This window comes from Streptococcus sp. 116-D4 (genome assembly GCF_009731465.1).
Classification (GTDB): domain Bacteria; phylum Bacillota; class Bacilli; order Lactobacillales; family Streptococcaceae; genus Streptococcus; species Streptococcus pseudopneumoniae_E.
On record NZ_AP021887.1, the window covers coordinates 1,834,445 to 1,857,490 of the forward strand.

18 protein-coding genes are annotated in these 23,046 nt (G+C 42.6%); 7 read left to right on the forward strand and 11 right to left on the reverse strand.

The annotated features are described in order from the left end of the window. Positions 1-11 precede the first annotated feature (11 nt). A complete protein-coding gene (locus UKS_RS09190; protein WP_156012868.1) occupies positions 12-641 on the forward strand; it encodes an HAD family hydrolase in 630 nt (209 codons plus the stop codon). Positions 642-756: 115 nt separating this feature from the next. Here UKS_RS09190 and UKS_RS09195 read toward each other — a convergent pair whose 3' ends face one another. Beyond that, the gene (locus tag UKS_RS09195; protein WP_156012870.1) at positions 757-2,607 is read right to left on the reverse strand and encodes a polysaccharide biosynthesis protein; all 1,851 of its coding nucleotides are present in this window, start codon (positions 2,605-2,607) and stop codon (positions 757-759) included. Between the two features lie 85 nt (positions 2,608-2,692). Further along, on the reverse strand, positions 2,693-3,523 hold the full coding sequence (locus UKS_RS09200; protein WP_156012872.1) for a glycosyltransferase: 831 nt from the start codon (positions 3,521-3,523) through the stop codon (positions 2,693-2,695). Between the two features lie 154 nt (positions 3,524-3,677). Here UKS_RS09200 and UKS_RS09205 point away from each other — a divergent pair, with 154 nt between their 5' ends. The 5 genes from UKS_RS09205 (at position 3,678) to UKS_RS09225 (ending at position 7,928) form a co-directional block, all read left to right on the forward strand. Continuing rightward, positions 3,678-4,844, forward strand: coding sequence for a CynX/NimT family MFS transporter (locus tag UKS_RS09205; protein WP_156012874.1), 1,167 nt, complete (start codon positions 3,678-3,680; stop codon positions 4,842-4,844). 139 nt (positions 4,845-4,983) lie between these two features. Next, a complete protein-coding gene (locus tag UKS_RS09210; RefSeq protein WP_153219768.1) occupies positions 4,984-5,310 on the forward strand; it encodes a PadR family transcriptional regulator in 327 nt (108 codons plus the stop codon). Continuing rightward, the gene (locus UKS_RS09215) at positions 5,297-5,890 is read left to right on the forward strand and encodes a DUF1700 domain-containing protein (protein ID WP_156012876.1); all 594 of its coding nucleotides are present in this window, start codon (positions 5,297-5,299) and stop codon (positions 5,888-5,890) included. The genes UKS_RS09210 and UKS_RS09215 overlap by 14 nt, the downstream gene beginning before the upstream one ends. After that, the gene (locus UKS_RS09220) at positions 5,883-6,797 is read left to right on the forward strand and encodes a DUF4097 family beta strand repeat-containing protein (protein ID WP_156012878.1); all 915 of its coding nucleotides are present in this window, start codon (positions 5,883-5,885) and stop codon (positions 6,795-6,797) included. The genes UKS_RS09215 and UKS_RS09220 overlap by 8 nt, the downstream gene beginning before the upstream one ends. A 57-nt stretch (positions 6,798-6,854) precedes the next feature. Beyond that, positions 6,855-7,928 carry a DUF6574 domain-containing protein gene (locus tag UKS_RS09225; protein ID WP_156012880.1) on the forward strand — a complete coding sequence of 358 codons (1,074 nt, stop codon included), beginning with the start codon at positions 6,855-6,857 and terminating at the stop codon, positions 7,926-7,928. A 71-nt stretch (positions 7,929-7,999) separates the two neighbouring features. Here the strand turns inward: UKS_RS09225 and UKS_RS09230 are convergent, their stop codons facing one another. The 9 genes from UKS_RS09230 to UKS_RS09270 form a co-directional block, all read right to left on the reverse strand. Next, positions 8,000-8,860 carry a DUF4299 family protein gene (locus UKS_RS09230; RefSeq protein ID WP_156012882.1) on the reverse strand — a complete coding sequence of 287 codons (861 nt, stop codon included), beginning with the start codon at positions 8,858-8,860 and terminating at the stop codon, positions 8,000-8,002. A 235-nt stretch (positions 8,861-9,095) separates the two neighbouring features. Continuing rightward, positions 9,096-10,082 (reverse strand): oxygen-dependent tRNA uridine(34) hydroxylase TrhO, encoded by a 987-nt coding sequence (gene trhO / locus UKS_RS09235; RefSeq protein WP_156012884.1) that lies wholly within the window; start codon positions 10,080-10,082, stop codon positions 9,096-9,098. 267 nt (positions 10,083-10,349) lie between these two features. Further along, entirely contained in the window at positions 10,350-11,831 is a 1,482-nt protein-coding gene (locus UKS_RS09240) for an ABC transporter substrate-binding protein (RefSeq protein WP_156012886.1), read from the reverse strand. A gap of 102 nt (positions 11,832-11,933) precedes the next feature. Next, positions 11,934-12,857, reverse strand: coding sequence for a carbohydrate ABC transporter permease (locus UKS_RS09245; protein WP_156012888.1), 924 nt, complete (start codon positions 12,855-12,857; stop codon positions 11,934-11,936). A 13-nt stretch (positions 12,858-12,870) separates the two neighbouring features. Then, positions 12,871-13,800, reverse strand: coding sequence for an ABC transporter permease (locus tag UKS_RS09250; RefSeq protein WP_049495409.1), 930 nt, complete (start codon positions 13,798-13,800; stop codon positions 12,871-12,873). Between the two features lie 208 nt (positions 13,801-14,008). Next, positions 14,009-15,889, reverse strand: coding sequence for a beta-N-acetylhexosaminidase (locus tag UKS_RS09255; RefSeq protein WP_156012890.1), 1,881 nt, complete (start codon positions 15,887-15,889; stop codon positions 14,009-14,011). Then, positions 15,883-16,752: an ROK family protein gene (locus tag UKS_RS09260; protein WP_173020500.1), complete on the reverse strand. Its 870-nt coding sequence runs from the start codon at positions 16,750-16,752 to the stop codon at positions 15,883-15,885. Before UKS_RS09260 ends, UKS_RS09255 begins: the two co-directional genes overlap by 7 nt. Positions 16,753-16,785: 33 nt before the next feature. Then, complete coding sequence (locus UKS_RS09265) at positions 16,786-19,431, reverse strand: alpha-mannosidase (RefSeq protein ID WP_156012894.1); 2,646 nt, start codon at positions 19,429-19,431, stop codon at positions 16,786-16,788. A 76-nt stretch (positions 19,432-19,507) separates the two neighbouring features. Then, positions 19,508-20,788: a glycoside hydrolase family 125 protein gene (locus UKS_RS09270; RefSeq protein WP_156012896.1), complete on the reverse strand. Its 1,281-nt coding sequence runs from the start codon at positions 20,786-20,788 to the stop codon at positions 19,508-19,510. 170 nt (positions 20,789-20,958) lie between these two features. Here UKS_RS09270 and UKS_RS09275 point away from each other — a divergent pair, with 170 nt between their 5' ends. Beyond that, on the forward strand, positions 20,959-23,043 hold the full coding sequence (locus tag UKS_RS09275; RefSeq protein WP_156012898.1) for a GH92 family glycosyl hydrolase: 2,085 nt from the start codon (positions 20,959-20,961) through the stop codon (positions 23,041-23,043). The last annotated feature ends 3 nt before the right edge of the window (positions 23,044-23,046 follow it).

Below are 23,046 nucleotides of genomic sequence, written 5' to 3' on the forward strand. Positions count from 1 at the left end.
TAGGAGAAACCATGACCTCTATCACAGCGATTTTTTTCGATCTGGATGGAACCCTCGTTGACAGTTCTATCGGGATTCACAATGCCTTTACCCATACCTTTAAGGAGTTGGGGGTACCTAGCCCTGATGCCAAAACGATTCGTGGTTTTATGGGACCGCCTCTTGAAAGTAGTTTTGCGACCTGCCTTCCCAAAGACCTAATGTCTGAAGCCGTGCAGATATACCGTTCTTACTACAAGGCAAAAGGCATCCATGAAGCTCAACTCTTTCCTCAGATTGTAGACTTGCTTCAAGAACTATCTAAGAATTACCCTCTTTATATCACCACTACAAAGAATACCTCTACCGCTCAAGATATGACTAAAAACTTGGGAATCCATCATTTCTTTGATGGCATTTATGGTTCCAGCCCTGAAGCACCTCATAAGGCAGATGTCATTCGCCAAGCCTTACAAACACATCAACTAGCCCCAGAACAAGCCATCATCATCGGAGATACCAAGTTTGATATGCTAGGTGCTCAAGAAACAGGCATTCAGAAATTGGCTGTCACTTGGGGATTTGGAGAGCAAGCAGATCTACTAAACTATCAACCTGATTATATCGCCCACAAACCCTTAGAAGTTTTGGAGTATTTTTAATAACATAGACTGGGCAACAACCCCATTTCAGAAAAAAATGAGGCAAGCTTCTACATAATAAACCGCATATTACCAAGGTTCTCACAAACACCTTGATAATATGCGGTTTTCTTTTTTAGTCAACGTGGGTGGTTTGATTGGCAAAGGCGATAATGGCTTGCTTCAACTCATCTCCACTAAGAGTACGGAACTCTTCAATCTTTTGATCGATGGCTTCTAGAGGCATGACATTAACCTTACCAACGAAAATCTTATCCATAACTTGGTTATCAATAAGTTCTGTTGATACCAAAAGTTCTTCGTAAAGTTTTTCGCCTGGGCGGATTCCCACTTCAACGATTGGAATTTCGCTTTCAGTATGACCACTTAGTAGCACCATTTTCTTAGCCAAGTCATAAATCTTGACTGGTTTGCCCATATCAAGGATAAAGACTTCTCCATCTTTAGCATAAGCACCAGCATGGATAACCAGACGGCTAGCTTCTGGAATAGTCATAAAGTAACGGGTCATACGGAAGTCTGTCACCGTTACAGGCCCACCTTCAGCAATCTGGCGTTCAAAGACTGGAATCACACTACCACGGCTACCAAGAACATTCCCAAAACGAACTGCACAGTAGGTCGATTGGCTACTTTGGTTAAAGCCAGTGACAATCAACTCAGCCACGCGCTTGGTTGCTCCCATAACATTTGGTGGATTAACCGCCTTATCTGTCGAAATCATAACCATCTTAGGTACTTTGGCTTCATCAACAGCCTTAGCAACGTTGTAGGTTCCGCGAATATTGTTTTTGAAGGCTTCTTTTGGATTGCGCTCCATCATAGGAACGTGCTTGTGGGCTGCCGCATGATAAACAATAGCTGGCTTGTACTGCTCAAAGACTTGCAAGAGACGGTCGTAGTCTTGAATATCCGCAATCACAGGTACATAATCAATCCCTTGGAACTTACGAATCAATTCATGATAAACAAGGTAGATTGAATTTTCCCCATGTCCGAGTAAAACGATGCGTTCAGGATTGAAACGACTAACTTGGCGACAGATTTCAGAACCGATTGAACCACCAGCACCTGTAACTAAGATTGTCTTACCTGTCAGTTCTGCTCCTAGACGTGATTCGTCAAGACGAATTTCCTGACGGCCTAAAAGGTCTGTGATATCAATCTTCTGGAATCCTCCACCTGCTTGGTGAAGTCCTTGAACAACAGTTTCAACCTTAGGCATCTTGTAACATTTGACACCCAGCTTATTGCACATCTGCAAGATACGTTCATATTCTGACGGGTCAAGCGACGGAATCGCAACGATAACTCGCTCGATTTGATGGCGTTTGGCTAATTCAGGCAGATTATCATAAGAACCTAAAACAGGGATTCCACCAAGTTTTTGACCCTTTTTCTTTTCATCCTTATCTAAAATACCGACAAGCTCCAAATCACTGGTTGGATGTTGGTAGCTGTTCATAAAGAGGGCTCCACCATCGCCAGCTCCAATCAAGAAGGTCCGACGGTGTTCTCCATCACCACTGCCTTGTTTGCGTTTAGAGTAGATTAACTGCCAAGTAATCCGTGGCAATAAAATCAAGAAGGTACTCAACAAGATAAAGAGCACGATAAAACGGATAGAAAAGAGTGGCAAGAAAGCATAGCAGATACTATATGACAAGATACTGCTCACAGTCACACCAAAAAAGATTTTCATGAAATCCGTAATCTTGCTGTAACGACTAATACTAGCGTTTAACCCCCAAAATCCAATCATCAATTGATAGAACAGGAAGGCCAAACTCGTATAGATGATGTAGTCAACAGGTGCTGGATTAATCAAGCCGTAGAATAAGATATAAGATACAATGATGGAAACCACCATACTCAAAATGTCAAATATTCCCCAGAAAACCTGTTTTTGTTGTTTATTTAAAATTTCCACCAGATCAATCACATAATCTGTGAGTTTTTTATTCATAGAAATTTACTCCTCCTTAAAAGAGCTGGATAGTTATGTTGTTATTATAACACTTTTTATCCAGTTTACGATTGGCTACAATCTTTTACTTGCTTTTTCGTAACAGTTTCATAAAAATAAACTGTCGGATAAATCCTGGACAAAGGGCGACCACCATCTGAATGGCAACACTCTTGGCATACTCCATGTAAGAAATTTGCCCTCGCTCTAGCATGCGCTGACGAGCTTGACGATAGAGTTTGAGGTAACGCAGTCCCCCACGACGCTCAAACATCCCTGCTCCGACACGAACCTTACACAAGATTTGATCCAGATTCCCAGTCTTAGCTCCTGCAGCAATCATATTGAGCCAGAGGAGGTCATCCTCCATATAAAGGCCATCTTCATAATTGCCTGCCTTGAGAACCATGTCCTTCTTGAACATGACAGTCATGTGGTTAAAGGCACTTCTCATCCTTTGATAAGCTACAATATCTGCATGTTGAGTCGGAACACGACGGTAAGAAACAATCTCATCAGGATTGTCAATAAACTCTGCAATATGTCCACCTAATAGGTCGAGCTTGTCTTTCTCCATTAGCTGAACCTGTTGCTCAAAACGGTCTGGAACAGCTATATCATCTGTATCCATACGAGCGATGATAGCGTACTGACACTGCAAAACACCGTATCGAAGAGCCAGACCCAGGCCTTGATTCTGCTCAAGAGGATAGCGTTTCACTGGAATATCAGACTCAGCTTCAAGCTGGTCTAAGACCTGATAGAGTTCAGGCGTCAAAGGTCCATCCTCGACCAGAACCAATTCGCTCGGTTTCAGGGTCTGATTTTGAACACTCTCAATAGCATCCTTTAAAAATATCGGATTTTCCTTGATATAGACCGACATCAATACGCTGATTTTTTGCTTTTCAGACACAGTTTTTCTCCAATGTATAGATTTCCTTCCACTATTTTATCATAATTTTCAAGACTTTCCCATTTTTATCTTGAAAGCCCAAAACCTTACTTGACATTATAAGGAAAAAACCTTAAAATAAGCTGTTATTAAAATCAGCTAGAAGAGGTATTATATGAAAAAGCAATCACTCTTTTTTATTCCAGGTATTATCCTGATCGGTGTTTCCTTGCGGACTCCTTTTACTGTTTTGCCCATTATTTTGGGAGATATTTCGCAAGGGCTGGGGGTAGAAGTTAGTTCACTCGGTGTTCTGACCAGCCTTCCTCTCCTCATGTTTACCCTCTTCTCACTCTTTTCTACCCGACTGGCTCAGAAAATCGGCTTGGAGCATCTCTTTACCTATAGCCTCTTCTTCTTGACTATCGGTTCTTTCATTCGACTAATCAATCTGCCCCTGCTCTATCTAGGAACCTTGATGGTTGGGGCAAGTATCGCAGTCATCAATGTTCTGCTTCCTAGTCTCATCCAAGCCAATCAACCAAAGAAGATTGGTTTTCTGACCACCTTATATGTAACGTCTATGGGGATTGCGACGGCTCTGGCCTCCTATCTAGCCGTGCCTATTACACAAGCCAGTTCTTGGAAAGGACTTATCATCCTCCTCACCCTGCTCTGTCTAGCAACTTTTTTGGTCTGGCTCCCAAATCACCGCTATAATCACAGACTGGCTCCGCAAACCAAACAAAAAAGCAAAGCAAAGGTCATGCGTAATAAACAGGTCTGGGCAGTGATTGTCTTTGCAGGTTTTCAATCCTTGCTCTTTTACACTGCTATGACTTGGTTACCTACCATGGCCATTCACGCAGGTCTATCCAATCACGAAGCTGGCTTGCTGACTTCTATCTTCTCTCTGATTAGCATTCCTTTTTCAATGACCATCCCAAGCCTGACAACCAGCTTATCTACTCGTAACCGTCAGCTCATGCTCACTCTGGTCTCACTGGCTGGTGTGATCGGTATTTCCATGCTCTTTTTCCCAATCGGTAATTTCTTTTACTGGCTTGCCATCCATCTCCTCATCGGAACCGCAACCAGCGCCCTCTTCCCTTATCTCATGGTCAATTTTTCACTCAAAACAAGCGCACCTGAAAAGACTGCCCAATTGTCTGGCTTATCTCAAACAGGAGGCTATATTCTAGCAGCCTTTGGACCGACTCTCTTTGGTTACAGTTTTGACCTTTTCCACTCTTGGGCACCAGCTGTAGCTGCTCTCTTACTCGTCGATATCCTGATGACTGTGGCCCTCTTTACAGTGGACAAAGCTGATAAAATCCTCTAAACTTCTAGTTTTTACTAGGAGTTTTTTTATATATAAAATTTTTACACATTTCCCTTGACAGGGCTTTCTTTTAGATGTACAATGTATATGTAGAAAAAATATATATAAAAATCTTATACATTAGAAAAGGAGGTTTCCCATGTACTTTCCAACATCCTCTGCCTTGATTGAATTTCTCATCTTGGCTGTACTGGAGCAGGGTGATTCTTATGGTTATGAGATTAGCCAGACCATTAAGCTGATCGCTAATATCAAAGAATCTACGCTCTATCCTATCTTAAAAAAATTGGAAGGCAATAGCTTTCTGACAACCTATTCTAGAGAGTTCCAAGGTCGCATGCGCAAATACTACTCCTTGACAGATCGTGGTGTGGAGCAGCTCTTGACCCTAAAAGATGAATGGACACTCTATACAGACACTATCAATGGCATCATAGAAGGGAGTATCCGCCATGACAAGAACTGAATACCTGACTCAGCTAGAACTCTATCTCAAAAAACTGCCTCAGGCTGACCAAATTGAAGCCATGGACTATTTCAGAGAACTCTTTGACGATGCCGGAGTCGAAGGAGAAGAAGAACTCATCGCTAGCTTGGGAACTCCCAAAGAAGCGGCCCACGAAGTTCTCTCCAATCTTCTCGATAAAAAAATAAATGAGGCACCCGCTCAAAAAAATAATCGACAAATTTTGCATATCGCCTTGTTAGCCCTCCTTGCTGCACCCATCGGTATTCCTCTGGGAATCGCCATCCTCACGGCCCTGTTCGCAATCCTTGTGGCTGCTTTGACTGTCATTCTGGCTTTCTTTGCAGTTTCCATATTGGGTATCATCGGCGGATTCCTATTTTTAGTTGAAAGTTTCACTGTCTTAGCCCAAGCTAAATCAGCCTTTATCTTGATTTTTGGTTCTGGTTTACTGGCTATCGGTGCTTCTTCACTAGTCTTACTAGGTATTTCCTATGTAGCCCGCTTCTTCGGCCTACTCATTGTTCGCCTGGTGCAATTTGTTCTCAAAAAAGGAAAGAGAGGTGATCATCATGCATAAATGGACAAGAGGATTTCTCATTTTTGGTGTGGTGACTACTGTTGTCGGCTTTATCCTGCTCTTTGTAGGTATCCAATCTGACGGAATTAAGAGTCTACTTGCCATGTCTAAGGAACCTGTCTATGATAGTCGGATGGAAGAGCTGACCTTTGGCAAGGAAGTCGAAAACCTAGAGATTACTCTCCATCAACACGCACTGACCATCACAGACTCTTTCGATGATCAAATCCACATTTCTTACCATCCATCTATTTCTGCTAACCATGATGTTATCACAAATCAGAACGATAAAACGCTGAGCCTAACGGATAAGAAACTGTCTGAAACTCCATTTCTTTCTTCTGGAATTGGCGGGATTCTCCATATCGCAAGCAGCTACTCTCGTCGTTTTGAAGAAGTTATTCTACAAGTTCCAAAAGGAAGAACTCTAAAAGGAATCAACGTGTCAGCCAATCGTGGACAAACCAGTATCACTAATGCTAGTCTTGAAAATGCGACCATCAATACCAATAATGGCTATCTCCTCCGAATTGAAGGAAGTCGTATCAAAAATAGTAAACTCACAACCCCTAATATCATTAATATCTTTGATACAGACCTTACAGATAGTCAGCTAGAGTCAACAGAGAATCACTTCCACGCTGAAAATATCCAAGTACATGGTAAGGTTGAACTAACTTCTAAAAATGAACTCAGCATCACATTAACTCAAAAAGAAAGCCAAGAAATCAACTTAGACCTATCAAGTCACTATGGTCCTATTTATCAGTTATCAAGAGATGAGAGTCAACATCACCCAAACGAATTAAGCAACCCTTACAAAACTGAAAAAACCGATGTAAAAGGTCAACTCATAGCTAGGGCTGAAGATTATATTAGTCTTGAAACTACAGCCAACAGACCTTAACAAATCTACTTATATCTACCAAAATGATGTATATACAACTAAAAAGGAGGTTCTACCATGAAACAAGAATGGTTTGAAAGTAATGATTTTGTAAAAACAACAAGCAAGAACAAGCCTGAAGAGCAAGCTCAAGAGGTTGCAGACAAGGCTGAAGAAACGATAGCCGATCTCGATACACCAATTGAAAAAAATACTCAAGTAGAGGAGGACGTCTCTCAAGCTGAAGTCGAACTGGAAAGCCAGCAAGAGGAGAAAGAGGAGAAAATTGAAGCTCCTGAAGACAGTGAAGCGAGAACAGAAATAGAAGAAAAGAAAGCATTAGATTCTACTGAAGAAGAGCAAGATCTTTCTGGGGAAACAGAAAAAGTCACTATAGCTGAAGAAAGCCAAGAAGCTCTTCCTCAGCAAAAAACAACCACGAAAGAGCTCCTTCTTATCAGCAAATCCTTAGAAAGTCCTTATATACCCGACCAAGCTCCAAAATCTACGGACAGATGGAAAGAGCAAGTGCTTGATTTTTGGTCTTGGCTAGTGGAAGCGATCAAATCTCCTACAAGCAAGCTTGAAACAAGTAGCAAACATAGTTACACGGCCTTTATCTTGCTCATTCTATTTTCTTCATCCTCCTTTTTCTTTAGTATCTACCACATCAAACAAGCCTACTATGGGCATATAGCGACTATGCATAATCACTTCCCTGAACAATTTGCTTCATTAAATCTCTTTTCGATTATCTCTATCCTAGTAGCAACAACACTCTTCCTCTTTTCATTCCTACTTGGTAGCTTTGTTGTGAGACGATTTATCCACCAAGAAACTGACTGGACGCTAGAAAAGGTTCTCCAACAATATAGTCAACTCTTGGCAATTCCAATCTTCCTCACTGCTATTGCTAGTTTCTTTGCCTTCTTTGACAGCCTACGATTTACAGCCCTCTTGTGTGTGATAAGCATTGGAATCATTCTACTTGCTAGCCTCCATATCATTACAAGACCTAGTCAAGCAAGTGAAACCGACTCCTTCTATCAATTATTCTTATCTGTCCTTGTGAACGGAGTTATTATCCTCCTCTTCTTTGTAGCCGAAGTCGCACTGATTGGAGATTATCTTCGTATCTTGGCCTTTCTTTAAGATTCAATCCTGTCTTTCATGGCAGGATTTTTTCTATACCAAAAAAGCAAGTCGATTGACCTGCTTCTGTTTTACTTTTCTTGTGCTAATGATTTAAAATCTTTGTCTAAGATAGGTTGTACTTCTAATTGATTGGCGTCTAGTTGGTGGTAAGATGCTGATGGTAGTGACTCTAGGAATTTTGCATAGTCCAAGCGGGCAATGGCTTCATAGTCTTCTGGTTTAGAGCCGTCTCCTGTGATTTGAACCAAGTCAATCTCCCACTGGACTTCCTTATCCAGCAATTGCTCCATATAGGCTGCAGGAACAAATGGTTCTCTCGGTAAAACAGTCTTGACTCCTTGAGCCAGATGGTAAACACCGTGCACTTTGTCTTCTCCATCCTGATAGAAGGAAACTCTTGCAAAGTAGGCGTCTGTCTCTTGAACCGCACGTACACGCGCTTCAAACTGTACCAAACCATCTTCCCCTAAAAAGCTTTTCAAATCCTCATGACTAAAGAAAACAGGATTAAAAATTCCTTGGCAAATCGTAAAACGGGCTGCAGTGTCTGCTAGATGGGCTTGAATACTTGCTCGGAAATAAGCTTTAAAATCAAAACCATCTAGTCCCTCAATCTCAGTTCCTGTATAAGCAAGTAGGGCATCTAAAAATGACTTGATGATTTCCCAGTCTGTCTTCGTTAGTAGATCAGGAAGATCGACACGATATGCCTTTTGATCATCAGCATAACTGACTTTAAAAAGAAATTGTGATTGCCCCACTATCGCACACTCGATATACTCAAGACGATTAAGAGGCTGACGGAGATAGACTGCATCATAACTATGCGACTCCAAACCATCTAGCAAGGCCAAGATAGACTTGGCAGTCAAAATTTCCTGTTCTCCTAAAATGCTCTGTTTATTTGGAATAAAAAATGTTTTCGTCATAACTGGACTCCTTTGAAATCGTTTACATATAGTATACCCTATTTTCCTGAAAGATACAGAAACAAACTTTAGATTTTTGAGTAAAAAGCATAGAAAAACAGCCCCTGAGGACTGTTTATACTCTTCGAAAATCTCTTCAAACCACGTCAGCTTTATCCCCAACCTCAAAACACTGTTTTGAGCAACCTGCGGCTAGCTTCCTAGTTTGCTCTTTGATTTTCATTGAGTATTAATCTTATACAGTAGCTGCTTGATCCAAGCTTTCACCGATAGCGGCTAGGCGCTCGATCACTTCAGCTTGTGTCAATTCATTTTCTGAAACATAGCGGTTACGTGGGTGAACACGGCACTCGTGTGAGCATCCACGAAGGTACTTGTCTTCATTTTCTTCTGATGACAAGATACGACGGTTACAGAATGGATTTCCACAGTTGACATAACGTTCACATGGTGTTCCATCAAACCAGTCTTTCCCTACGATAGTTGGATTGACATGGTTGACATCTACGGCGATACGCTCGTCAAATACGTACATTTTCCCATCCCAAAGTTCACCTTGAACTTCTGGGTCTTTACCGTAAGTTGCGATTCCTCCGTGCAATTGACCAACATCTTTGTAGCCTTCACGGACCATCCAGCCTGAGAATTTCTCACAGCGAACACCACCTGTACAGTAAACTACGACACGCTTGTCCATGAATTTTTCTTTGTTGTCACGAACCCATTGTGGCAACTCACGGAAGTTGCGGATATCTGGGCGGATAGCCCCACGGAAGTGTCCGAGGTCGTACTCATAATCGTTACGTGTGTCAAGGACAACGGTATCTTCGTCAAGAAGGGCTTCTTTGAACTCTTTTGGAGACAAGTAAGCACCTGTTGTTTCAAGTGGGTTGATGTCGTTATCAAAGTCGTTGTCTTCCAAACCAAGGTGGACAATTTCTTTCTTGTAGCGAACAAACATCTTCTTGAAGGCTTGTTCACTTTCTTCGTCAATCTTGAACCAGAGGTCTTCCATGCCTGGGAGGCTGTGAACGTAGTCCATGTATTTTTGAGTTGTTTCGTAGTCACCTGAAACGGTTCCGTTAATTCCCTCGTCAGCGACTAGGATACGGCCTTTAAGGCCGATTGATTTACAAAAAGCCAAGTGGTCTGCAGCAAATTGCTCTGCATTTTCAATTGGAGTATAAAGGTAGTAAAGTAAGACACGAATATCTTTTGCCATAAGATTTGTTCTCTTTTCTATTCTTAAATTTTCAGAATTTTTCATCTAACTATACTAGTATACCTGCTTGAGAAAACGAATGCAATTTATTTGACTGGAAATTGTAGAGGGTTCTCGAAATTTCCTGAATGGTTAAAATAAGGATAAGAGAAAACATGGATATCTATATCCTTGTGCCAAAAAATCACTGCCTCCCCCAGATAAGTCTGAGGAAAACAGTGATTCAGTTTTTAGGAGTTAGGAATGAATACACGAAATCAATTGATCTTATGATTTTTTGTTTTTCAAGAATTCATCGTATTGTTTTTGCATTTCATCCAATACTTTTTGGTAAGCACCTTCAGATTTCAATTTTTCCATCAATTCTGGAATAGCTTTGTCTGGGTCTACAGTACCAGTGTTGATAGCTGTATCGAATTGTTGCATTGTGTTAGAGATAGCTGAGATTTCAGATTTCACACTGTCAGTGTTAAAGATGAATCCAAGCGCTGGAGATTCTTTAGCTTCTGCCAATTGTTTCTTAGAATCTTCGATTTGTTGGTCTGTAACGTTTTCGTTGATGTAAAGGATCCAGTTGTTACCAGTGTTCCATCCACCCATGTGAGTGTTTCCTTTGTATCCTTCAAGGACGCGAACACGGTTTTCTTTACCTTCAATTTTCTCCCAGTTCTTGCCTTCTGGACCATAAACAAGACCGTTCAAGAGTTCTGCGTTCGTGTTCAAGAGGTTCAACACTTCCATTGATTTTTCTTTGTTCTTAGAGTTGTTTGAGATAACAAAGTTAGCAACTTGTGTTGTTTGGTTTTTCTTGATGAAGTTAGTGATTGGTTTGATTTGGATATCTTTATTAGCAACACGTGAGAGCAAGCTGTTACCGTAGTCAGCTGGTCCTACTGTTTCTTCACGAACGAACCAAGTATCTTGTTGAAGGTCAAATGAAGTATCGCTGGTTGCTACGTCTTTTGGAATGTATCCTTCTTCATAGAATTTGTGAAGAGTCTTCAAGTGTTCTTTGAAACGAGGTACTTCGTAACGGTTTACGATCTTAGTAGTGTCCCCTTCAAGGTCGATAACGAATGGAAGTCCATTTGGAACTGGATAGTCAAAGTTATCAGATGGGATGAAGTTCTTAGTAACCGCAAATGGCACTACATCTGGAGCTTTTTCTTTGATTTGTTTCAAGACTGGTTCAAGTGTTTCGTATGAAGTGACACCTGAAATATCGATACCGTATTTAGCAAGAAGAGTTCCGTTGAAGGCAAAGTTTTGAGATGATGCAACGTTGGCTGCAACTGGAACTGCGTAAATTTTACCATTAATGCTGTTACCTTTGATGTAAGCTGGGTCAAGTGCTTTGTAAAGCTCTGCCCCTTCTTTCTTATACAAATCAGTCAAGTCAGCATAGGCACCTTTTTGAGCATTTACAACATAGTTATCTGCAAATGCGATATCATAGTTTTCACCTGATGATGTGATAACTGACATTTTCTTACCGTAGTCACCCCATCCAAGATATTGGATATCCAATTTAGCACCAACTTTTTCACCGATGATTTTGTTAGCAGTTTCTAGCAATTCATCCAAGTTATCTGGTTTGTCACCGATTTGGTACATTTTGATAACAGTTTGTTCACCTGAAGCTGAGTCAGCAGCTTTCTTGTTACCTGAAAGGTTTCCACAAGCAGCGAGACCAGCAGCCAAAGCGACTACACTAGCAGATGCAAAAGCATATTTTTTCCAGTTTTTCATGACAAAAACTCCTTTTTTTATTTTTAAACTTATAAACAATGTAATGATCTTAACTTCACACAAGGGAAGTTTGGAAATGAGAAATGTTCTTCTCAATAAGCACTATTCTTTCACACCACCGATAGTCAAACCTTTTACAAAGTAGCGTTGGAAGAATGGATACAAAATCGCGATTGGAAGGGTTGCGACCACAACCATGGCCATACGTCCTGTTTCTTTTGGTAGAGCAACTCCCAGTTGACCAGATAGGCCGACTGCTTTAGCGATGTAGTCCATATTTTGCTGGATTTGCATGAGCAAATATTGCAATGGATACAAGTTGTCACTCTTGATGTAAAGAAGGGCGTTGAACCAGTCGTTCCAGAAACCAAGAGCTGTCAAGAGCGTGATGGTTGCGATACCTGGTAGTGACAATGGCAAACAGATTTGGAAGAAGATCCGGGCCTCACTAGCACCATCGATACGAGCGGATTCTAGAATGGCTTCTGGAATGGTCTTCTTGAAGAAGGAACGCATCAAGATGATATTAAATGGTGAGAGAAGCATTGGAACAATCAAGGCCCAAACTGTATCACCAAGTTGAAGCAAACGAGTGACCACGATATAGCCTGGTACCAAACCAGCGTTGAACAACATACTAAGAAGGGCAAAGATTGTAAAGAATCTGCGATATTTAAAGGTTGTCCGTGAGATGGCGTAGGCATAGGTTGTTGTGATAAAAACGTTTGTGATCGTTCCCACCACTGTTACAAAGACTGAGATGAAGAGGGCTTGGAGGATTTTATCCTTAAACTGTGCCAAAAATTCAAAACCGTCTAAGCCAAATTGGGATGGGAAGAAGCTATATCCATTTTGGAGAATACTCTTTTCATCTGTCACCGAAATAATGATAACGAAGATAAAGGGCAAGATACAAGAAAGAGCAATCAAACCTGAGATGATACTAAAGAAGATATCCGCCTTCTTACTAAAGGAGTGAATGCCGACATTATCGATTTTTTCTTTTTTAATTTTCTTTTCTGCCATATTCTCCTCCTTTCTAGAATAAAGCTGAGTTTGGATCGACTCGTCTTGCAAGCAAGTTTGATAGAATAACCAGTATCAAACCGACAACGGATTGGTAAAGACCGGCCGCTGAAGCCATCCCGATATCCGCTGTTTGAGTCAAACCGTTAAAGACATAGACGTCCAAGACGTTAGTTACATTATAAAGCTGACCAGCGTTGTGTGGGATTTGGTAGAAGAGACCGAAGTCTGCACGGAAGATGTTTCCGACTGCAAGGATGGTCAATACGGTTACCAATGGTGTCAACTGCGGAATGGTTACATTGCGGATACGTTGCCATTTGCTAGCTCCGTCCACTGTCGCTGCTTCGTAGTAGGTTGGATCAATCCCCATGATTGTTGCATAGTACATGACACTGCTATATCCAAAGCCTTTCCAAATACCTAGGAAAAGTAGGAGATATGGCCAGATGCCCAAGTCAGCGTAGAAATTGATTTCCTTCATTCCAATAGATTCTAGGAAATGGTTGAACACCCCTTTGTCAATGTTTAGGAAGGCATCTGTAAAGAAACTGATGATAACCCAAGACAAGAAGTAAGGGAACAACATAGAAGTTTGGAAGATCTTAACCATTTGCTTAGAACGGAGTTCACTGAGGATGATGGCAATCCCTACAGATACAATCAAACCGATAAAGATAAAGCCGAGATTGTAGAGGACAGTATTTCGTGTGATAATAAAAGCGTCTTTTGAACTAAACAAGAATCTGAAATTATCGAGTCCGACCCATTTACTATTCACGATACTATCTATGAATCCATTACTGGTCATGTGGTAGTCTTTAAAGGCAACCACGTTTCCAAATACTGGAATGTAGAAGAATAGAATCAACCAGAGTGCCCCTGGCAAAACCATCAAGAGAAAGATCCAGTTGTCTCTCAAGGTTTTTGAAAACTTATTCATAATTTCCTCCCTTTTTTATTTTGATATCAACCTAAAAATTCCTTTTTAGACTTTTGATAACGATTACATTATTAGTATACTCCTATTTGAAGATTAGGTTAAACTACTAATTATAGAAAAAACTCCACAAATTATTTTATGTGGAGTACTTTTTAAGAAAGGGATGTTTCACGAGAAACACTCTGCCCAAGGTAAGGTGTTCTTGTTTTTAGGTCGTGTAGATGGTTGAAGCTGTCGCAATAGTATGCCACTGGTTGGCTGTTGTGGCTGCGAAGTCCTTATCTGTGTAAAAGTCAGTAAATGGCAGGATTTCCACTTCTAGCTCGTCGATGCGGTCAAGCTGACCAGCCAGATAAGCTTCGATACGGCTTTCTGCTCGCTTGATCCGTTGCAAGAGTCCGCCCATGCGGATATCGACCGTATCCAAGCCAAAGACCTTGTTTTCTTTCAGCCATTGATGGCTAAAGAGGGCATGGAAGTGCTCGATTTGGCTTCTAAGTTTTGGCAGTTCTTCTCTAGCGATTTGTTTCAAGCTTTCTTTATCATCCGCTTGGTAGGCCTGACGAAGGCGTCGTCCCACATCCACTTTACTGCTTAAAATCTGGTTCAACTGGGCCTGAGTTTCAAAGAGGTAGGCATAGTTGCCAGCTTTTTCTTTAATGTTAGCAAGCGTCTCAGCAGCCTGAGCGAAGTGCGGTTTGTCCTGTTCAGGTGTCATGTGTCGGTCAAGGAGCGGACAGAGAATATCCTGATAAAAGACATAGCGGTTGGGATTGATGCCGCTGAGATTGCCTGGTAGATCTGACAAGAGGTTAGCAAGGTCAATCTGCATAAAATCTTCAACCGATAAACCTGTATTGGTCTGGAAGTGTGCAGACAAACGGTCTAGATCATTGCGATAGCTGAGTTCTGCCCAGATTTGTAGACTTGGTAGGACAGAGAATTGGGCTGTTTCTCCACCATTATCTCCCCAACCTGTCACGATAACTTCTTTGATATCATTGGCACGGCAGGCTTTATTGGCTTCAATAGCGATAAGACGGCTGAAATGGTTGTTGGGTGTGAAACCAATCCACTTCCAAGCACCACCTGCAAAGGCAAGGTCATGGCTAATCTTGTGATGGTTGCGGAAATTGCGGTTGTATTTTTCCTCGCTATCCTGGTAATAATCCCAATAAACCAAAGTCACTCGGTCTTTGAGACGGTCTAGGTAGACACGAGTTTCCTCTGGAATTTCGACATCACGGTCGTACTGGCCATCTGCTGACATGAGTTTGAAGAACATATCGCTCCACATCTGGCAGTGGAAACCATACTTATCGGCAATATCCAGCACGCGCTCCAAATGTTGACACATGAGGAGGCTACGGTCCACAACACCGTTTAAGATAAGATAGCGACCCAAACCAACCAAGTGGGCTTCGTCCATGCCGATATTGACCTTGCGTGTCTGCAGTTTAGATAGAGTAGCAAACATGCCATCAATCAGATCATAAACCTTTTCTTCGCCAATGAGGAGGATGTCCTCTACATCACGGAGTTCTTGCACTTCTTTGACACCCCATTTGACAAAGGCTGACAAGTGGGCCAGGGTCTGGATGCAAGGCACAAAGGTCATGTCAAACTGCTGGGCATAGGCTTCGATTTCCTGTAATTCTTCGGCTGAATAAGCTCCACGGAAATAACCAAAATAAGGTTGTCCCTCGATTTGATAAGTGTCTTCCATGTAGAGCTCAAAGGTTGAGTAGCCCATGAGAGCCAAGACTTCAATCATCTGCTTGGCAGAAGCCACATTCAGCACCGCATTTCGCGAACAGTCAGCCATGTAGGCTAAATCTTCATAAGCCGCTTGCTCCTCAATCTCCACCTTGTCACCTTCTACTAGAGCTGTTGCCAATAAGGACAAGGCACGATAAAGTTGGTGGGGTTTGCGATAGGTTAGTTGATAGTGGCCACCCTCACCCTTGGTAGAGATAGAGGCTTGGTCAGACTGAGCAACTGCTACCTCTACATCTGGTAAAGAGATGTGACTTTTTAAAACCTCAATAGCTTGCTCTTGTTTGGAACTAAGTCCTGTAAATCTTACCATTGATTTTCCTCCTGTAGCCAGTTGACAAGGGCACCGTAGAGATTAGCATCTGCATGATAAGTGCAGGCTTGAATGAAAGGTGCGACCGTGTATTCTTCGTAGGTAGCAACAAAGTCGTCAACAGCTTCCTTGACACCTTGGATAAAGTCTGGATTTTGACTGATAGAGCCTCCCAGATTGATGACATCTGGGTCGATGAGATACTGGATATTGAGCAAGCCTTGCGCCAGATTACGGTTCATACGCTCAATAGCTTCTTGACAAAGGGCATTACCTGCTGCAGCCTCTTGGTAAACCTTTCGGCCATCCCAATCGGTTTGACCAGATTTTTCAATCACGTATCGCACCATATTTCCAGTTGATGCTAGTTGCGACCAGTTGTTGAGCTTTTCAGCAGGGGCAAGGGTGGTCATGTAGCCAAATTCCCCACCCAGGCCGTGACGACCTCGATGAAGTCTACCATTGATAATCATGGCTCCGCCAATCCCTGTCCCAATCACGACACAGGCTGCATTTTCAAGTTCTGGATGAGCCAGTAGTTCACTGAGTCCAACGCAGTTTGCATCATTTTCTAGATGGACAGGTAGCTGATAAGAGCTAAGCGCCTCATACCAAGAAAATCCGTGAATGTAGGGCACCGCACTGAAGCCATCAATCACACCTGTCTCTTGATTGACCGCACCTGGAACACTCATAGCAATCCCACTGTAATCCTGCTCTGACAAGCGCTGGTCTAACCAAGCTAGTAAATCCTCCAAACTTTCAGGCGTTGGAATGCTTGTCTTATTCAGTATTTTCCCATCAGGAGTTAGACTGGCAAACTTAATCCCAGTCCCTCCGATATCAATCGTTGCAATAGTCATTGTTTTTACCATAAATATGTTTACTTTTTGAAATTAAATTTCTTCTTTTTTGATGAATTCTGTACGAATCTCTTGTGGTGCCAATAGTCCTGAATGGACTGGGTATGGGCGTTCCAACAAGTCAAGAATAGTTTGTTGTTTTTCAGACACACGGATATTTTCTTGACTCATGTTGTAGTAACGAAGGACATAACCTTCTTCATTCTCAGCCACCTTAAAGGCTGTTGGGCAGACTTGTGGCAAGTTCAGTGCCGGATGGTTAAAGAGGCTACCCGTTGCTGCAACGCTACCCTCTTGTTTTGCAACTTGAAGAGCTGTAAATGGCACCTGGAAGGCTTTGGCACGACGGAAAGCTGAGAAGCGTTCCCCTGCTTGGTGACATTCGAGAGCATACTCGACTTCAAACTCACGCAAACATTGTGCTTCTGGTGTTGGGAAGTAGCCCCAGTCACCTAGCTCACCGGATGCACGCAGAATAGTCACTGCAATAGTGTCGTCTCCAAGGATTTCGTATTCATTCAATCCCTTGTTGGATACAGTCACACCTTTTTCATCGTCATACAGGCTGACAAAGGCTTGTTGGTGTTGAGGATTTTCAGGATTTTCCCATGAAGCTGCTGGTTTGTTTGGTCGTGTCACCACCTCATAGATGCTTTCAGAATCATTGCTTGGACGCGAGTTATGAGTCTTGACCAAGAGACGGATACGGTGGTCTTGGGCAGTATTGGTAAAGCGAGTTTTAAAGCGAATTTGTGGATTATCAATGAAGATAGTCATCTCAGTTTCAAGAGGAATGCTTGTCAATTCTTCTGAACGTCCAGCTTCACGCTTCATAAACTCGATTATGCCTTTTTGCTCTTCTTCTAGCTTTTCATCGGCACTGACAGGTACGGTCAATTCATGTTTGAGCAAAATCTTAGCGTAGCGAGCTGTGTTTTCCAAGACCTCATAACCCTTAAGCTCTGCATAGATTGGCTCTGTTCCTTTTGGTTGGAAATAGATATACTCGTTTCCGATGTCCCCACGGTCTTCGAAGCGGATAAAATCTTCATAGGCTTCGTGAGTTGTCTTGTCATAGACTGTGATGTTGTCGTCCACACTCACCGTTACAAATGGCGTATCAATCACCCCGTTTTGGTAAATACCGTCGCGGTGTTCTTGCTCTCCTTCCAGTAATTGGAAGGTTGTCCAAGAAAGTGGCGCTAGGTGAACTGGAATGGTCACGCGCACTTGTCGAGCAATACGAGCTTGGCGGAACTTGTCTTTTGGTAAATCGTACTCAAAATTAGCTCCCAAATCTTCGATTTTAGCCTCTACAGGACGCCCATCCAAGTCCTCCACACGATAACTTGGCAAGGTTAAGGCAGCCATCTTCTTGTAACCTTCTGTTGGGTGCAATTCCTTGAAATCACAAGTCGCCACATCAATCACTGTGCTGACAGTATCGACCTTATCATGCAGGCCTGTGTTAATGACAGTAAAGAGATAATCACTTTGAGCCTTAGCTGTAGCGATTTTACCCTTCCATTCGTTAAGAAGATTACTCTTAACAAAGTTTCCAACTTGGTTGACCTTGGCAAAACGCGTTTCCATCTCGCGGTGAACTTCGTCCACGCTACAGCCACAGATACTATCGTGTGGCGCATTCTGCAAAAGTGTTTTCCAAGCATAGGTCAACTGGTCCTTGTGGTTATGACCCCCAGTGATAATCGTCAAGGGTTCTACAACTTGCTCGAGGAGATTGCTATTTTCTTGGAAGGCTTGTTTGAGGTAAATACGAGATGAAGAAGTGTTGGCAAGTGTGTACCAGCCGTCTGTTTCCTGACTGGTCAACTCACCTGTAACCGTTGATAATTGCTCTGGTAGGGCACTTTCCACAGCTTGGACATATTCATCAAAAGAACTATGAACAAAGGTCACATCTGGGAAGAGTTCATTTGCCACACGAATGGCTTCACTCAGATTTTTCTGCACAGGCTGGTGGTCACAGCCGTTCATCATCAACCATTGGTTGGTCGAAGCGTAGTCACTCACGTCTGCCAGTTTTTGTTTCCAGAAGGTCAAGGCCTCGTCTTTATCAACTGGAATTTCATTTCCATTACTATACCAGTTGGCAAAGAGGATACCGAGGACACGACTTCCGTCTGCACCCTGCCAGTACATTTCGGAAAACTGGGAAGTAAACTGCTCATCTTCGAGGACTTGGTTATCAAATCCAATCGGTTTGACACCGCGACCAAAGGCTGCTACGTGAATGCCTGATTTTTGAAGGATTTGAGGAGCCTGCCCCATATTTCCAAAGGTATCTGGGAAGTAACCAATCTGAGTAGATTTGCCCCATTTTGCAGCCTCCTGCTGACCGATAAGAGTATTACGGACATTGGCTTCACTTGAAATCAAGTAGTCATCTTGCAAGATGTAGAAAGGCCCAATCTTCAATTTGCCTTCGTCGATGTATCGTTGGACTTTGTCGCGATTTTCAGGGCGAATCTCCAAGTAGTCATCAAGGACAATGGTTTGTCCATCCAAGTGGAAACTCTTGAACTCAGGGTCATTTTCAAAAAGATCAAAAAGATTGTCAAAAAGTTCCACCAATTGCATACGGTGACTTTCAAAAGGTAGATACCACTCACGATCCCAGTGACTGTGAGAGATGATATGTACAACAACATTTTCCATGAGTAAAACCTCATTCTAACTTAAATTTAAAAATAGATTTGTGATTCTGTACGAGAACCTATTGAGCTAAGGCTCATTAGCGAATATCTAGGTAATCCAAGACCAATTCGCAGAACATCATGTTGGCCCATGAGAACCATTCGCGTGAGTAGAGTGTCGGATCGTCTACGTGGAAGCTTTCGTGCATCACACCTGTTCCGCCATCGCAGGCAACCAACTGATCTAGCAAGAATTTTTTCTCAGCTTTATCTGTAGCTGTTAAACCTTGGATCGATAGGGCAATCGGCCATATATAACGATAGAAGGTATGAGAACTTCCGAGACCGCTAGCGTACTCCCCTTGGTAGAAGTAGGGATTTTCAGGACTGAGAATAGTGCGACGAGTTGCTTGATACACTTCATCGTTGACATCACAGTAACCAAGATAGGGAGCAGCTAACAAGCTTGGCACGTTAGGATCGTCCATGATGCTAGCATTTCCTAGACCATCCACTTCAAAGGCATAGATTTTCTCGCCTTTGCTGTTAGTCGTGTAGGCATAGTTTTCGATTCCTTCTTGGATCTCAGCCTGCAGGCGTTTAGCATCAGCAATGATGCTTTCACTATCAGCTAGATTCAATGTAGCAAAGATTTCTTGGACATAACCTAAGACAACGACTGCAAACATATTGGACGGAATCAAGTAACTATACTGACAGCAGTCATCACTTGGACGGAAGGCTGACCAGGTCATCCCTGTCACCGCAAAATCAGGGCCAAAGCCATCATTTACCAGCGTATCCTCCTTACGATCGGTATCACGGACGAAACGGTATGGTGAGTTCTTGTGGTCTTGCTCCACCGTCCAGAGATGGAGAATCTCCTTGGTCGCTGCGACAAAAGTCTCATCAAATTGGCTCGTCTCACCAGTTTCTTTCCAAAGGAGATAAGCCAATTGCAAGGGATAGCAAAGAGAATCCACTTCATACTTGCGCTCCCAAATCCAGCCATTCAATTCTGTATGGTCTGTTTCGTGGTGACCCTTCCAGTTTTCCTCAATATTAAAAGAGTTGGCATAGGGATCTTTGAGAATCAAAGTCATCTGATGTTTGACCAGACCTGCAATGGTCTGACGCAGGAGGGCATCTCTTTTAGCCACATGAAGGTAGGGTCTGAGTTGGGCTGTTGAATCTCGAAGCCACATAGCAGGAATATCACCAGTGAGTACAAAGGTTGAACCATCTTCTAGGATTTCAACCGTATTGTCCAAGGTGTCTGTGTAGCAACGCTCAAAGACATCCACCCACTCTGGATAGTCCTTAGCCCGCTCTGCCACTTCATCTAGCCACTCGCTAACAATTTCTTTTGAATAAATCATCGTGCAGTATCCTCTTTCAAACAAGTTTCATTTTCAGTATATAGCTTTTGAGACAGAAAATACATACACAAATGATAGTCATTTTTCTACAAAATTGTTATCTTTAAAACTTCTTTTCTAAAGGCCCTCTTTTTCTGATATAATGTAGAAAAACAGCTAAAGGAAAGGCTATGAAACCACTACTTGAAACCATTGATACGCGTTTTGGAACAGCCAGTAAACACGCCTTTTCACGAGGAAACACCCTCCCCTACACAGGTGTTCCTTTTGGCATGAATTACTTTGTGCCTCAGACCAGTGACCAGAAGGGCTCTTGGTTTTTCGATCCGCATCTACCTATCTTTCAGGGGATTCGACTAACCCACCAGCCCAGTCCTTGGATTGGGGACTACTCTTGGCTCTTATTGACACCTGTCACAGGCCTGCTAGGTGGAGACAGCCTCTTCCATCGTCAGTCTTCTTATGATATGGACAATACCTCTTTCCAACCCCATTATCTGAAGCTTTTTTCTGAGCGCTATCAGATCGAAACGCAGTTAAGTCCTACTTGCTATGGTGCTTCTATTCGTTTGGAGCAAAAGCAAGGCAAAGCCCTCTTCCTCTATCTTCACGCAGCAGATGAACTGACCGTAGAGCAAATCGATAAGCGAACTCTGGCCCTACGACAAGAAGGTGAAACCAAAACCAACAAAAGTCCTCTCGTCATGTTCACTGCCCTCGCATTCTCTACGGATATTTTATCTATCAATCAAGTGAAGCAAGATTGGCGTATCGACTTGGCTGGAGCAGAAGCTCTAGTTCAACTAGCTACTTCTTTTATTTCTAAAGAACAGGCCCTCTTTAATCTGCCTAGAAAAGACTTTGAAGAAACGAAATCAGAGGCTAAAACAAGTTGGGAAAACCTTCTAGGCCGTTTTGATGTCGTGGAAACTGGCTCTGTAGACCGAACATTTTTTGATCATTGTCTATACAGACTCTTTCTTTTTCCACAAACCTTTTATGAGGTTAGTGAACAGGGAGAAGAGATTCATATAGACCTCGCTTCAGGAACAATTAAACCAGGTCCTCTCTTTACCAATAATGGTTTCTGGGATACCTTCCGCACTTCATTCCCACTCTTTGCCCTGATTATTCCAGAGCACTATCGTCAGTTCCTTGAAGGCTTCCTCAATAGCTACCGCGACACTGGATATCTTCCTAAGTGGCTTGCCCCTGATGAAAGAGGAATGATGCCTGGCACTTTGATTGATGGTCTTATTGCAGATAGCGCCTGCAAAAACATGGCACCTGAGTTTGAAGAAGAATTTCTCAAAGCCATGATCAAAACTGCGACCAAGGCAGATCCAAAAGCTATCAATGGACGACACGGCCTGGTCCAATACCAAAAGCTAGGATACCTATCTACGGACTTCCATGAAAGTGTCAGTCATACACTGGACTATGCTTACAGTGATTTTTGCATCTCTACCTGCGCAGCAAAATTAGGTCAAGAAGAGCTGGCACAAGCCTATGCTCAATATGCTAAGAATTATCAAAACTTATTTGACCCTGAAACAGGCTATATGAGGGCGCGTGATGTAGATGACAACTTTCGTCCTGACTTTTCTCCCTATAGTTGGGGGCGAGATTACGCCGAATGTTCAGCTATTCAAGCCAGTCTAGGTGTCTTACATGACATCCCAGGCTTAATCCAGCTTATGGGTGGAAAAGAAGCCTTTAGCAACTATCTTTTGAAAACCTGTCAAGATGCTCCCCTCTTTGAGACAACAGGCTATGGTTACGAGATTCACGAAATGAGCGAAATGGCTACTGCTCCTTTTGGGCAACTTGCCATTTCCAATCAGCCGAGCTTCCACATTCCTTATCTCTTCCGTTACAGTGACTACCCTGACTACACTGCCCTTCTTATCAAGACACTCCGTCAGAAGGCCTTTCACCCAAGTTGGGAAGCCTATCCTGGCGATGAAGACAATGGCAGTCTCTCAGCCTGGTACATCTGGTCTGCTCTTGGATTTTATCCGACCTGTCCAGGCAAACCAAACTATGCCCTCGGAATCCCTCTCTTTGACCATCTTCGTATCTACCTGGCTAGAGAAGATAAATGGCTGGATATCTATGCTAAGCAAAACCATAGCCACTTCAACTTTGTCAAAGAATGCCGACTGGACAAAATACTCGTATCAACTATTCAACACCAAGACTTCTTAAAAGCTGAGCAACTAACCTTTACACTTAGCTGGTTGCCAAGTCACTAGCTA

Coding starts and splice junctions, on each gene's coding strand:
- UKS_RS09260 (WP_173020500.1), bottom strand. CDS start 16,752: ATGACTATTGCAACGATTGATATCGGAGGGACTGGGATTAAGTTTGCC.
- UKS_RS09220 (WP_156012878.1), top strand. CDS start 5,883: ATGCATAAATGGACAAGAGGATTTCTCATTTTTGGTGTGGTGACTACT.
- UKS_RS09195 (WP_156012870.1), bottom strand. CDS start 2,607: ATGAATAAAAAACTCACAGATTATGTGATTGATCTGGTGGAAATTTTA.
- UKS_RS09215 (WP_156012876.1), top strand. CDS start 5,297: ATGACAAGAACTGAATACCTGACTCAGCTAGAACTCTATCTCAAAAAA.
- UKS_RS09265 (WP_156012894.1), bottom strand. CDS start 19,431: ATGGAAAATGTTGTTGTACATATCATCTCTCACAGTCACTGGGATCGT.
- UKS_RS09270 (WP_156012896.1), bottom strand. CDS start 20,788: ATGATTTATTCAAAAGAAATTGTTAGCGAGTGGCTAGATGAAGTGGCA.
- UKS_RS09210 (WP_153219768.1), top strand. CDS start 4,984: ATGTACTTTCCAACATCCTCTGCCTTGATTGAATTTCTCATCTTGGCT.
- UKS_RS09240 (WP_156012886.1), bottom strand. CDS start 11,831: ATGAAAAACTGGAAAAAATATGCTTTTGCATCTGCTAGTGTAGTCGCT.
- UKS_RS09230 (WP_156012882.1), bottom strand. CDS start 8,860: ATGACGAAAACATTTTTTATTCCAAATAAACAGAGCATTTTAGGAGAA.
- UKS_RS09190 (WP_156012868.1), top strand. CDS start 12: ATGACCTCTATCACAGCGATTTTTTTCGATCTGGATGGAACCCTCGTT.
- UKS_RS09250 (WP_049495409.1), bottom strand. CDS start 13,800: ATGAATAAGTTTTCAAAAACCTTGAGAGACAACTGGATCTTTCTCTTG.
- UKS_RS09275 (WP_156012898.1), top strand. CDS start 20,959: ATGAAACCACTACTTGAAACCATTGATACGCGTTTTGGAACAGCCAGT.
- UKS_RS09255 (WP_156012890.1), bottom strand. CDS start 15,889: ATGGTAAGATTTACAGGACTTAGTTCCAAACAAGAGCAAGCTATTGAG.
- UKS_RS09245 (WP_156012888.1), bottom strand. CDS start 12,857: ATGGCAGAAAAGAAAATTAAAAAAGAAAAAATCGATAATGTCGGCATT.
- UKS_RS09205 (WP_156012874.1), top strand. CDS start 3,678: ATGAAAAAGCAATCACTCTTTTTTATTCCAGGTATTATCCTGATCGGT.
- UKS_RS09225 (WP_156012880.1), top strand. CDS start 6,855: ATGAAACAAGAATGGTTTGAAAGTAATGATTTTGTAAAAACAACAAGC.
- trhO (WP_156012884.1), bottom strand. CDS start 10,082: ATGGCAAAAGATATTCGTGTCTTACTTTACTACCTTTATACTCCAATT.